This window comes from Alteribacter populi (genome assembly GCF_002352765.1).
Lineage (GTDB): Bacteria > Bacillota > Bacilli > Bacillales > Salisediminibacteriaceae > Alteribacter > Alteribacter populi.
This window is the reverse complement of the sequence record NZ_KZ293963.1, coordinates 3,600,094-3,612,006: the sequence shown is the minus strand read 5'-3', so window position 1 is coordinate 3,612,006 and position 11,913 is coordinate 3,600,094. Positions and strand designations below refer to the sequence as shown.

13 protein-coding genes are annotated in these 11,913 nt (G+C 40.1%); 10 read left to right on the top strand and 3 right to left on the bottom strand.

The features are described 5' to 3' along the window. The first annotated feature begins 1 nt into the window (after window position 1). Window positions 2-403: a cytidine deaminase gene (locus CDZ94_RS16770; protein WP_096438992.1), complete on the top strand. Its 402-nt coding sequence runs from the start codon at window positions 2-4 to the stop codon at window positions 401-403. 48 nt (window positions 404-451) lie between these two features. On the opposite strand, the gene CDZ94_RS16765 is transcribed toward CDZ94_RS16770, so the two are convergent. Continuing rightward, window positions 452-1,129 (bottom strand): hypothetical protein, encoded by a 678-nt coding sequence (locus tag CDZ94_RS16765; RefSeq protein ID WP_096438989.1) that lies wholly within the window; start codon window positions 1,127-1,129, stop codon window positions 452-454. Between the two features lie 251 nt (window positions 1,130-1,380). On the opposite strand from CDZ94_RS16765, the gene CDZ94_RS16760 reads away from it, so the two are divergent. The 3 genes from CDZ94_RS16760 (at window position 1,381) to CDZ94_RS16750 (ending at window position 3,122) form a co-directional block, all read left to right on the top strand. Next, the gene (locus CDZ94_RS16760) at window positions 1,381-2,184 is read left to right on the top strand and encodes a YihY/virulence factor BrkB family protein (protein WP_096438987.1); all 804 of its coding nucleotides are present in this window, start codon (window positions 1,381-1,383) and stop codon (window positions 2,182-2,184) included. Window positions 2,185-2,268: 84 nt separating this feature from the next. Next, the gene (locus CDZ94_RS16755) at window positions 2,269-2,616 is read left to right on the top strand and encodes a DUF5665 domain-containing protein (RefSeq protein ID WP_096438985.1); all 348 of its coding nucleotides are present in this window, start codon (window positions 2,269-2,271) and stop codon (window positions 2,614-2,616) included. A 20-nt stretch (window positions 2,617-2,636) separates the two neighbouring features. Then, entirely contained in the window at window positions 2,637-3,122 is a 486-nt protein-coding gene (locus tag CDZ94_RS16750; protein ID WP_157911777.1) for a DUF948 domain-containing protein, read from the top strand. A 1,527-nt stretch (window positions 3,123-4,649) separates the two neighbouring features. On the opposite strand, the gene CDZ94_RS16735 is transcribed toward CDZ94_RS16750, so the two are convergent. Then, window positions 4,650-5,357 (bottom strand): hypothetical protein, encoded by a 708-nt coding sequence (locus tag CDZ94_RS16735; RefSeq protein WP_096438977.1) that lies wholly within the window; start codon window positions 5,355-5,357, stop codon window positions 4,650-4,652. A 317-nt stretch (window positions 5,358-5,674) separates the two neighbouring features. On the opposite strand from CDZ94_RS16735, the gene CDZ94_RS16730 reads away from it, so the two are divergent. The 5 genes from CDZ94_RS16730 to CDZ94_RS16710 all read left to right on the top strand — a co-directional run bounded on the left by CDZ94_RS16730 (window position 5,675) and on the right by CDZ94_RS16710 (window position 10,158). After that, complete coding sequence (locus CDZ94_RS16730; protein ID WP_232735645.1) at window positions 5,675-7,126, top strand: alanine/glycine:cation symporter family protein; 1,452 nt, start codon at window positions 5,675-5,677, stop codon at window positions 7,124-7,126. 161 nt (window positions 7,127-7,287) lie between these two features. Then, window positions 7,288-8,502 (top strand): DUF418 domain-containing protein, encoded by a 1,215-nt coding sequence (locus CDZ94_RS16725; RefSeq protein WP_096438975.1) that lies wholly within the window; start codon window positions 7,288-7,290, stop codon window positions 8,500-8,502. 493 nt (window positions 8,503-8,995) lie between these two features. Beyond that, complete coding sequence (locus CDZ94_RS16720; RefSeq protein WP_096438973.1) at window positions 8,996-9,187, top strand: hypothetical protein; 192 nt, start codon at window positions 8,996-8,998, stop codon at window positions 9,185-9,187. Next, window positions 9,184-9,906, top strand: coding sequence for a hypothetical protein (locus CDZ94_RS16715; RefSeq protein WP_096438971.1), 723 nt, complete (start codon window positions 9,184-9,186; stop codon window positions 9,904-9,906). Before CDZ94_RS16720 ends, CDZ94_RS16715 begins: the two co-directional genes overlap by 4 nt. Before the next feature lie 69 nt (window positions 9,907-9,975). Further along, window positions 9,976-10,158, top strand: coding sequence for a hypothetical protein (locus CDZ94_RS16710; protein WP_096438969.1), 183 nt, complete (start codon window positions 9,976-9,978; stop codon window positions 10,156-10,158). Window positions 10,159-10,209: 51 nt separating this feature from the next. Here the strand turns inward: CDZ94_RS16710 and CDZ94_RS16705 are convergent, their stop codons facing one another. After that, window positions 10,210-11,124 carry a diacylglycerol kinase gene (locus CDZ94_RS16705; RefSeq protein WP_096438967.1) on the bottom strand — a complete coding sequence of 305 codons (915 nt, stop codon included), beginning with the start codon at window positions 11,122-11,124 and terminating at the stop codon, window positions 10,210-10,212. A gap of 594 nt (window positions 11,125-11,718) precedes the next feature. Here CDZ94_RS16705 and CDZ94_RS16700 point away from each other — a divergent pair. Next, window positions 11,719-11,898: a hypothetical protein gene (locus CDZ94_RS16700; protein ID WP_096438965.1), complete on the top strand. Its 180-nt coding sequence runs from the start codon at window positions 11,719-11,721 to the stop codon at window positions 11,896-11,898. Window positions 11,899-11,913: the final 15 nt, after the last annotated feature.

Below are 11,913 nucleotides of genomic sequence, written 5' to 3'. Positions count from 1 at the left end.
CATGGATATTGAAATAAGTCTATATGAAGCTGCAGTCACACTCATAAAAGAAAGGTACCCTGTTGGATGGGGCGGTGCAGCAGCAATGTACACGGAAAACGGAACGATTTTAACAAGTGTAGCTCCAGAAGTGATCAACGCATCCACCGAACTATGTATCGAAACAGGTGCAATACTAGAAGCACATAAACGAAATACTGCTGTCACACATTCTATTTGTGTCGTACGTGATGATGAAAACTCAGATTTCTTGATACTCACTCCATGTGGCGTATGTCAGGAAAGGTTATTTTATTGGGGATGCAATGTAAAGGCAGCTATATATTCTGCTGATCACAGTCTTACTTTTAAGACATTAAAAGAAATACAACCTTATCATTGGTATAGAGCCTATAAAGATTAAACAAGCTTAGGGACCTTTCCCCCTCTAAGCTTGTTTCGATTTACATCATTACTCCTCTTCCCTCAAACCCCAAGACTCTAATTCCAAACGCTCAGATGAAATCAAAAGCTCAAATGTAATCACTTTCTCCTCGTATTCAGCCCAATCATAAAACCTGTCACGGTCCTCAAAGGATGAGTAAAGCTCTCCTGTTCCCTCAACGACAGTAACACCATAAATGACAGATTCAGCGTCATTTACCGGTGCAGCATCTTGCGCGACGGTCGCAACACTCCCACCTTCTTCGCGAAGATCCAAATTGCTCTTTACTCCGCCTTGATCAGTAGCAATCATTTGGAGCCAATAATCACCATCTGCCCCCTCGTCAATCCCGCTAATTTCTCCAGCCGCAAAGTTGATATAGTCACCCTCAAATGGGAATTCATCGTCATAAAGCAGCGCCCCCGACACATGTTGAGCAACGTGTTCCCCGTATTCAAACACATTCGCAACGCTCGTGACCGTTCGTACCTTTTCAGGATCGGTTACATGTACACGCGTAGTAAATGTCGATTTAAATGCCAATTCAAAAATATTTGCCTTCCTCTCGATCTCAGGACTAGTTGTATAGCCAATGTCCCCAGTTTCCTGTTCACTTACGGGCTGCCCTAGAGCCATTGAAAAAACTAAACCGATAAACAAGCAAAAAGTAAACGTAACTGCCGTCATTATTTTTAATTTTCCCACATTAAATCCCCCCCTTCCATTCTACTGGAAAACAATGCTAGATCAACATGAAATTTCTATACTTTTGATCAAAAACGGTCATGCTATAAGAAAAGTGCAAGGCGCCCGACTATCGGCGAAGTGCAAATGTTCTGTCCGATAAAAAGTGCTTTTTACTTTTAATCGGGCAGGTTATTTGACACGAGCCGATGGCGCCTGGAGCTAGACATTAACTCACAAGACCACGACTAAAAAATAAGGAAGATCCCGTAATGAAAAATTGGCTGATCCGCTTTTTTCACCAACTAAAAAAAGGACAGGTCATCGACTTGTCAGCCCAGCTCGCCTTTTACTTTCTACTCATGTTTGTTCCGTTTCTTTTATTCGGGCTCGCTCTGCTCAGTTATTTTCCCATTGATGGGCAAATGCTGCTGCATTTAATTTCCGCGATCACCCCAGGCGAAGTCGACACAATTATCGAAAAAAATGAAGAGATGCTTCTCGGCCAAAGAAGAAGTGGCTTTCTTTCCTTCGGGATCGTATTAGCCATCTTTGCAACAACCAACAGCCTTCACTCAACGATTCGCGCATTAAATTTAGCCCACGGAAAAGAAGAAGAACGATCATTTTTAAAAATTCGGCTGCTATCCTTGTTTCTCGCAATCCTTCTCATAATCGCAGTCATCATCCAATTGGTGCTCCCTTTTTTCATCGTGACACTCGACGGCTTTATCGCTCTTCTTTTCGATATTCCAACCATTGTCATAAAATCATGGGAATGGGTCGTTTGGACGGTAAGTACAGCAACTGTGTTTGGAGTTCTCGTTTTCCTTTATAAGGTAGGACCGAACCTCGACCTTACTGTACGCCAAGTCATCCCTGGAGCTGTCTTTACGACATTAGGTTGGCAAATCAGCTCATTTGGTTTATCTTTTTATATCAATCATTTCGCAAATCTATCGATCATGCACGGAACACTCAGTGGTGTGATTATTTTAATCATCTGGTTTTACCTCGTCGGATTTGTCCTGTTAACAGGCGGTCAAATAAACGCAATGCGAAGTAATTTAGCATAAGCTTCCCTTTCCACACGTTTACAAGTACACCAGCGAGGGTAAGTGAATGATGTCTATCAAAAAAATTGGCGGGGGGATCACACATTGCCTTTATCAAAAGAACAAGAAAGCCGCAAAGTCCCTGCCAAACATCGCCGCGATGAAAAAACACAAGAAGAGCAGGAACGGATGGAAAAGCTCGTTGACCGGCTTGAGGAGATGACAACAAAAGGTCATTTAAAGGATATTACCTATCACTTCACGAATAAAAAAGAAGTGATTAAAGTCAATTTAATTGCAGGGGTAGCCAGAGGAGTAGGATTAACGATTGGAACGGCAATCTTCATCGGCTTGCTCATTTTTATATTAAGTCAATCCGTATCACTCCCCCTCATCGGTGAGTACATAGCGGATTTCCTTGATATGATCGAAACCTACAGAACAACTGACTAATGAATGGGGAGGAGTTAAACATGGATTTTTTGATCGGAATCGCAGCATTAATTATCGCATTATCTTTTGCCGGCTTAGTCGTCTTTTTAGCGAGAGTTTTAAAGCAGGTCGAGGAGGTTCTTTCACACACAGCAAACACCGTTGAAAATATGGAGCAGCAGATCGGGGAAATTACGAGTGAGACAAAACTCACACTATACAACACAAACGAAACGATCGCGGACGTAAACCATAAACTAACGCAGCTTGACCCCTTGTTCCATGCCGTTAACAATGTCGGAGTAACAGCAAACAAGCTCACATCTTCTCTTGTAAAAATGACAACACGTGCAACAGATGAAGTTGACAAAGGCGCAGCAAAAATGGATGAAAAAGACCTTCGCGGCTGGATGAAAACCGCAGCTTTTATCTATTATTTAACGACGACAAAACGAAAAGAGAAAAAAGCAGCTCCAAATAAAGAACCTGTTAAATCAGAGTTACAGCGCGAGCACATGAACGTTTAGTAAAATGAGCTAAAATAAACGATCATGATATCTGCAATAATATAAAACTTTTTAGATGAGCTCTCACTTAAGACATTCAAGCTCCCCTTTGGTCTAGGACGAAAGGGGAGCTTTTTTTATATTTTTAGGTTGAGCTATTGCTCTTTTGTGGAGAATTATTCCTTTTTTGTGTAGAATCCCTACACCTTGCTGAAGCTCTGCTTCCTTTTAGCTGAATTATTTCCCTTTTGTGATCAATAAACTTACTTTTGTGGAGAATTATCCCTCTTTTGTGTAGAATTAATCCCCTTTTATGTAGAATCCCTACACTTTGCTGAAGCTCTGCTTCCTTATAGCTGAATTCTTTCCCTTTTGTGCTCAATAAACTTACTTTTGTGGAGAATTAATCCTTTTTTGTGTAGAATTATATCTCTTTTATGTAGAATTAATCCACTTTTATGTAGAATTAATCCACTTTTATGTAGAATCCCTACACCTTGCTGAAGCTCTGCTTTCTTTTGCTGAATTCTTCCCCTTTTGTGATCAATAAACTTACTTTTGTGGAGAATTATTCCTCTTTTGTGGAGAATTAATCCTTTTTTGTGTAGAATCCCTACGCTTTGCTGAAGCTCTGCTTCCTTTTTGCTGAATTCTTTCCCTTTTGTGATCAATAAACTTACTTTTGTGGAGAATTATTCCTCTTTTGTGTAGAATTAATCCACTTTTATGTAGAATCCCTACACTTTGCTGAAGCTCTGCTTCCTTTTAGCTGAATTATTTCCCTTTTGTGGTCAATAAACTTACTTTTGTGGAGAATTATTCCTCTTTTGTGTAGAATCCCTACACTTTGCTGAAGCTCTGCTTCCTTATAGCTGAATTCTTTCCCTTTTGTGCTCAATAAACTTACTTTTGTGGAGAATTAATCCTTTTTTGTGTAGAATTAATCCCCTTTTATGTAGAATCCCTACACTTTGCTGAAGCTCTGCTTCCTTATAGCTGAATTCTTTCCCTTTTGTGCTCAATAAACTTACTTTTGTGGAGAATTATCTCTCTTTTGTGTAGAATTAATCCCCTTTTATGTAGAATCCCTACACTTTGCTGAAGCTCTGCTTTCTTTTGCTGAATTCTTTCCCTTTTGTGATCAATAAACTTACTTTTGTGGAGAATTATTCCTCTTTTGTGTAGAATTAATCCACTTTTATGTAGAATCCCTACACTTTGCTGAAGCTCTGCTTTCTTTTGCTGAATTCTTTCCCTTTTGTGCTCAATAAAATTACTTTTGTGGAGAATTAATCCTTTTTTGTGTAGAATTATACCTCTTTTATGTAGAATCCCTACGCTTTGCTGAAGCTCTGCTTCCTTTTGGCTGAATTCTTTCCCTTTTGTGCTCAATAAAATTACTTTTGTGGAGAATTAATCCTCTTTTATGTAGAATCCCTACACTTTGCTGAAGCTCTGCTTCCTTTTAGCTGAATTATTTCCCTTTTGTGCTCAATAAAATTACTTTTGTGGAGAATTATTCCTCTTTTGTGTAGAATTAAGCCACTTTTATGTAGAATCCCTACACCTTGCTGAAGCTCTGCTTCCTTTTAGCTGAATTATTTCCCTTTTGTGATCAATAAACTTACTTTTGTGGAGAATTATCCCTCTTTTGTGTAGAATTATATCTCTTTTATGTAGAATTAATCCCCTTTTATGTAGAATCCCTACGCTTTGCTGAAGCTCTGCTTTCTTTTGCTGAATTCTTTCCCTTTTGTGGTCAATAAACTTACTTTTGTGGAGAATTATCTCTCTTTTGTGTAGAATTAATCCCCTTTTATGTAGAATCCCTACACTTTGCTGAAGCTCTGCTTTCTTTTGCTGAATTCTTTCCCTTTTGTGGTCAATAAACTTTCTTTTGTGGAGAATTATCTCTCTTTTGTGTAGAATTAATCCCCTTTTATGTAGAATCCCTACGCTTTGCTGAAGCTCTGCTTTTTTTTGCTGAATTCTTTCCCTTTTGTGGTCAATAAACTTTCTTTTGTGGAGAATTATCTCTCTTTTGTGTAGAATTAATCCCCTTTTATGTAGAATCCCTACGCTTTGCTGAAGCTCTGCTTTCTTTTGCTGAATTCTTTCCCTTTTGTGGTCAATAAACTTACTTTTGTGGAGAATTATCTCTCTTTTGTGTAGAATTAATCCCCTTTTATGTAGAATCCCTACACTTTGCTGAAGCTCTGTTTCCTTTTGGCTGAATTCTTTCCCTTTTGTGATCAATAAACTTACTTTTGTGTAGAATTAAGCCACTTTTATGTAGAATTCAGAATTCCTGCTTCTGCGGTTTGTTTCATTAAAGTCATCATCCGAAATACTTAAAATGGGATCGTAGGTAAAAAGGCATATGTAATTTATTCTTGAAAAGTAGCTTAGTAGCTACTGTTTCCCCTTGGGGAAGTGAACGGAGTAGGCTTTAATACAACAGCTGCTTTCAAAACAGAAAAAGGAGGAATATTTTACTCTGCCATAATTTTTGGTATTTTGATATAATTTGATACATTGGTCCTTTAAAATACTAGAAAAGGAGAGTGTGCAAATTGAATGGAGATGAACAAAATGTATTTGTGAGCGCGGTTGAATGGTTCGTCGGAGCAGCCAACGATCTTCTTTGGACTTATGTACTTATTGCCTTATTGCTTGGCTTAGGTGTCTATTTTACCGTCCGCTCAAACTTTGTTCAGTTTCGTTATTTTGGCGAAATGTTCAAAGTCATCACTGAAAAAAGTACGATTACAAAAGAAGGAAAGAGAGGAATCTCATCCTTCCAAGCCTTTACGATTAGTACTGCTTCCCGGGTAGGAACAGGTAACCTTGCGGGTGTGGCATTAGCGGTCTCCATTGGAGGACCGGGTGCCGTATTCTGGATGTGGCTCATTGCCATTATCGGTGCAGCTACAGCCTTCATTGAAAGTACACTAGCCCAAGTGTACAAGGTTCGCGACGGTGAAAACTTCCGCGGCGGACCGGCTTATTACATGGAAAAAGCCTTGAATGCCCGTTGGTTAGGGATCTCCTTTGCGATCCTCATTACCCTTTGTTTCGGGTTTATTTTCAACATGGTGCAAGCAAATACGATTTCTCATGCCTTTGAAAATGCGTATGACATAAACCGTGCCGTTGTCGGTGTTGTTCTTGCAGCAGTTGCCGGCGTAATTTTCTTTGGGGGTGTAAAACGTATTGCCAAAGTAACGCAAATCGTTGTACCTGTTATGGCTTTGATTTATCTCGTTTTTGCAATTGGTATTTCCATTGCAAACATTACCGAGCTACCAGGCGTTATTCGCTTGATTTTCGCTAATGCGTTTGGTCTTGAAGAAGTTGTTGGTGGCGGTATTGGTGCTGCCATTATGCAAGGGATTCGTCGTGGACTCTTCTCAAACGAAGCCGGTATGGGTAGTGTACCAAACGCGGCAGCAACCGCTGATGTAAAGCACCCTGCGAAACAAGGACTCGTCCAGTCTCTTGGCGTGTTTGTTGATACATTAATTATCTGTACAGCAACAGCCTTTGTTATCCTTCTTACAGATGTTTACACAATGGAAGGACAAGAAGGAATTGCAATTACGCAAATGGCACTCAGTGAGCATATGGGTGGATGGGCTGTCTCTTTCTTAGCGATTGCTATCCTGCTCTTTGCTTTCAGCTCGATTATCGGAAACTACTATTACGGTGAAACGAACATGGAATTTGTTAAGAAAAACAAAGTGTTAATTAACGTTTACCGATCCTTAGTTATCATCATGGTCTTCTTCGGTGCCTTGGCAGAAATCAGCCTTGTCTGGAACATGGCCGATCTGTTCATGGGACTCATGGCCGTGATGAACCTTATCGTCATCGCAATCCTTGGTAAACTTGCCATTTCCGTATTAAAAGACTACGGTGAACAAAGAAAAGCAAAGAAAGAGCCTGTCTTTACAGCAGACCGCATCGAAGGTCTAAAAGGAACCGAATGCTGGGAACCAGAAACAGAAAAAGAACAAGCAAAATAAGAAAGCCCAAAGAGCAGGGGAAATTCCCCTGCTCTTTTTTATTGAAAAAAGTTCGGGGGACTGTCCCCCGAACTTTTCGTGAAACCTCTTGACTTTTTGGCGCGTATGTAGAATTGTAAATAATAGTTAGTTAGATTTTAGAGGAGAAATGAGGGTTTGTGATGGGATACGATCAATCATCAGGCAATGAACGGATAACGCCTGTTCAGCCTGGGGAGCGGCTGTCACACTTAGATAGCTTGCGTGGTTTCGCGTTATTTGGAATTTTGCTTGTGAACAGTTTATATTTTCAATATGGGATGTTTGGCTTCAAGAACTTTGAGCCTGTTTTTGGTGCAACGGAAAGTGGCACAACATCAATGATTCAGCTCTTTTTTGAGGGAAGCTTTTACCCTCTCTTTTCCATGCTTTTTGGTTTTGGTGCGGTTTTGATTTGGCAACGACTCCAAGAGAGAGGGCAGTCTTTCGGAGGTTTGTACTTTCGCAGAATGCTCATACTCATTTTCCTAGGAATCATCCACACGTATTTTATATGGGATGGAGATATTCTCCTTTCCTACGGGATTTGTGGGTTGTTTTTACTTTTATTTATCAAGCGGAAACCGAAAACGATCTTAGCGTGGGTTCTTGGCTTAGCAATTTTCCTTGTCCTTCCTAGTCTCATGCCAGATGACGGAAGTGCTGACGACATGACGTTTACTAACATTAAAGAACAGGAGATTTCCGCTTTATCCGAAGGTTCATATCTCGATGTCGTCGTCCACCGATTGACTGCTGATCCTTTTCAAGACGTCGAGTTTGGCATCATATACACGATCACGATGTCCTTTGTCATGGGCTTACAAATCATTATGCTGTTCCTACTAGGTGCCTATTTAGCAAAAAAAGGCTGGATTCATCGACCTGAGGAATCGAAAAAGCCCCTTCTAATCATGACACTCGTTTTCGGTACGATCGGTCTAATCACAAAGGCTGGTGACGTGTTTACGAACCAATATCAGCTTGAATACTTCAGTATGATCCTTGGGGGCCCTATGCTTACCTTGGGATATATCGGTGCCTTCATGCTTCTTTTCCAAGCAGGCATCCTAGAAAAACTGTTTCGAGGATTCGGGTACGTTGGCAGAATGGCCCTCACCAACTACTTGTCCCAATCCATCATCATGACTACTCTTTATTACGGATACGGTTTTGGGTTGTTTGGTGAAGTGGGCATTCCAATCGGGGTTCTCATCGTCCTTGGTGTATTCATTTTGCAAATTTTCATTAGTAGATGGTGGCTTAAACACTTCCAATACGGACCGGTTGAATGGTTCTGGCGCGTAGGAACTTATATGCGGTCCCAATCTCTTAAACGAAAAAAAGACCCGGCTTAAAGGAAGACGGGATGGATTTCATAGAAAAATAACCACACCACTCGACAGCTAAAATCATTATGGTTTTAGCTGTTTTTTCATTTAGGTTTGGTTTCTTTGTTTAGCTTTTTGTCGTAATTTTTGGGTTGTTGTTTGTTGTTAAAATAAGAGTCACTTTATGTAGCTCCGTTGAACTCCATCCGCTCGCTTTCCGCGGACGAACCGCCAAGCCTCCTCGGGAAAAGCGCCCTGCGAGGTCTTGGCGAAAAACTCTCTTGTCGTACAATAGTCCTCCCACTTCATCTAGTTTATTTGATCACTTACTAAAATCAACATTTGGAGGTGCTCCTTTTTTCATGTCTTAGAATCCTTGAGCCGCCTGGGCTCAGAATTATGAAATTCATTCAACTGGGAGAAAGAAATAGAAAACTGCAATTTTCCACAACTCAATACTAAAATAACCAAAATATGGTACAATCGGATGAGAGCTTATTTATCTAAGGAGAGAGACGCTATGAAAACATTATCCCTCTATCATTTTCGACTAGCTGTAGAATTTATAAATCGTCATGCCCGTCTTGTTGACCAGCGTTTGTTTGAGTTTTATTTTGACAATGGTTCTCCTGAAGCGGTTTTAGAAGCCTTATCCCTTACCAAAACGACGATGGCGGCGTCGGTCACGGAATGGAACCGGATATCTGAATGAAAAAATCGAGTCCAATCGCGACTTCCGTTGCCCTTCAGTATGCCCGGGCAGTGCGTGCTCCATGGAATCATCCATTTATTCAAAACGCGATGAGCTATTTGAACGACGTTTATTCAACCTATGGGTTCTGGCCGTTGAAATTAGAAACGATGAACGAAGAGCCTCACGCTGATTGGTGGCACTTTGACACGCAAGCAACGACTTTTGAAGCCAATCCGGGTGCGGAAATCGTTGGATATTTTCATTGCTATCCTCAAGTAATAACAGACAACCCCTTCCCTCATTTGCATGATCAAGCTTTTTCTTTCTTGGATAGTAAAAATAAACCGTTGGAAATGCATGAGGCTCTTTGCTATTTACGGTTAGCTGAAATGATGCCCGAGCCCGGGAAGAATCAAATTTTGGAGACGCTTAAACCTCAAATAAGAGAGGTCGTGACTCTAGACCCTCAACTATGGGACGGATATTGTGCAAAACCGCTTTGGTTTGCCCCGCACCCAGAATCTCCGTGTGCTCATATTCTTGAAGATGTCGTTTTGAAAAATCTCGATCATGAAATTGAGCATCAAAACGAAGATGGTTCATGGTCTCCGTTTTGGGCTTGGTCACAATATGAAAACATTTGGAAGTCAAAAGTGGAAAAAGAATGGCAAGGTGAGTTGACGGTAAAAACGTTAAAAGCCCTCGCCGATTACGGCAGGATTGAAGGGCTTAAATAAGAAAACTTGCGCGGAGCACCATTCAATTTTACCCTCAATAAGAGTACTATAATCATGGAGGTGGGTAATTTGGATTTTTGGTTATTCATTACAATTATTGTCGGATTCTCTCTTCTATATTACGGATACGATAAGAAAAAAAGTTACGAATTAAAAACGAAGAAAATAGAATTAGAACACAAAAAGTTAGATTTAGAAATGAAAAAATTAGAAAACACTCCAAGCGATCAACAACAGGATAAAAATCGTTAATAGATGCAGTAAGACATAAAAAAGCTTGAGGGAAATTTCCCCCAAGCTTTTTTAATATAGATCCTGAAAATTAGAAAGCGCAATATCTGGAACGAGCATGTCAAAATGGCAATGCAAGTTTACAAATTCTCCTGGAAGCTTCCCACCGTATTCTCCATCCAAGTTTAATTGCATGTCTGTTTGAGAATGGATTTTTATGCGATTTGCCTGGACGTAAATGATCTTTTCATCATTGGTATGTTCGCCTCGCATTGCTGCGCCAGTTAGACGGACCACATCTGCTAAGTTGGTTTTTTTCAAAATGAGCAAGTCAAATAAGCCATCATTAATATAAGCTTTCGGTGCGAGCTTTTCAAATCCACCTACAGAATTCGTGTTTGAAACGAGAAACAGCATGATTTCTCCTTCAAACCATTTTCCGTCATATTCAATGGTTACATGTGTTGGCCGGATTCTTGGCAGTTTTTCGAACCCTTTTACATAATAAGCAAGCTGCCCCATCATCGTCTTTAACCTGCTTGGTACTTCATACGTCAATTCAGTTAACGTCCCGCCACCGGCAATATTTATAAAATACTGGTCCTTTATTTTACCAATATCAATAGCCTTCGTATTTCCGTCACAAAGAATATCACAGGCGCCTTCAATATCTCGCGGAATTTGCAGTGCCCGGGCAAAATCATTGGTCGTCCCTGCTGGAATAAGTCCTAACATAGGGCGATGCTCTTTTTCTGCGAGCCCATTGACAACTTCATTGATCGTTCCGTCTCCGCCCCCCGCAATTACCAGGTCAAACTCCCGCTCAGACGCTAATGCCGCGGCACGCTTGGCACAATCTTTTCCGGTCGTCGCATGAGTAGAAGCTTCAAACCCCGCTTTCTCAAGGCGCTCGAGTATATACGGAATCTGCCTTTTTAAATTTTCCCTTCCCGAGGAGGGGTTGTATATTAGTCTCGCTTTTTTCATAGCTAACTCCTCCACCTTCTAGAGGTTACCACTCTTTTACATGACAAGTATAGCATGGTTGATGTGGAAAGAGAATGAACGACACTTACGCATCATGTCCCTAGCGAATACTAAAAAGCTACTCTCTGCTTGAGCATAGTTTATCGTATTATTTTCCATTCGAAAAAATGATTAAAAACCCCCTCCATTCTATGACTAACGGGTTTACATCAGAGGTGCAAACATATCTATCAGCAAGCTAAAACGCATGGATTTTCACAACGAAAATCACATGCGTTTTCGTTGTGACTTCAGACTTTCTCTAAAGATAACAGCAAAATCACATAATAATTCCCCCCCCCTATTCACATGGGTGAAAATATTTAATTCAGCTTTGTGATTTTGGTATTATTTCCTATGTGAAAGAAAAGGATTTGGATATTTATGTTAAAATAGATATAAGAAAGATGTAGAGATTGTGAAGAAAACCACTTAAAGTAATGGGGAGATTGCTTTAATTAGAATGCGAAACTTTCAAGGGAATTTAGTCGTAAAAAATAATACCTAGTGAAATCAATTCTTATAGTTTTATGTCTTATATTGGAGGTGGCTATTTTGAAAAATGGAAGTATAAGAATAGCTTTGTTTACAGGTCTATTTGTTGGAATTGTTGTTTTATTATCTGAGTATTTTATTCCTAAAACAAGCTTAATTACCAATGTTATAATTTCTGGATTATCGGCTTTAGTTGGTGGTTTGATAGGATATAAGCTATTTTTTCCTAGTAAAACGTGAAGAAGTGTACTTAAA

Excerpts from the sequence above, each read along its gene's own strand:
- CDZ94_RS16770 (WP_096438992.1), top strand. The coding sequence starts at position 2 with ATGGATATTGAAATAAGTCTATATGAAGCTGCAGTCACACTCATAAAA.
- CDZ94_RS16760 (WP_096438987.1), top strand. The coding sequence starts at position 1,381 with ATGAAAAATTGGCTGATCCGCTTTTTTCACCAACTAAAAAAAGGACAG.
- CDZ94_RS16750 (WP_157911777.1), top strand. The coding sequence starts at position 2,637 with ATGGATTTTTTGATCGGAATCGCAGCATTAATTATCGCATTATCTTTT.
- CDZ94_RS16725 (WP_096438975.1), top strand. The coding sequence starts at position 7,288 with ATGGGATACGATCAATCATCAGGCAATGAACGGATAACGCCTGTTCAG.
- CDZ94_RS16720 (WP_096438973.1), top strand. The coding sequence starts at position 8,996 with ATGAAAACATTATCCCTCTATCATTTTCGACTAGCTGTAGAATTTATA.
- CDZ94_RS16715 (WP_096438971.1), top strand. The coding sequence starts at position 9,184 with ATGAAAAAATCGAGTCCAATCGCGACTTCCGTTGCCCTTCAGTATGCC.
- CDZ94_RS16705 (WP_096438967.1), bottom strand. The coding sequence starts at position 11,124 with ATGAAAAAAGCGAGACTAATATACAACCCCTCCTCGGGAAGGGAAAAT.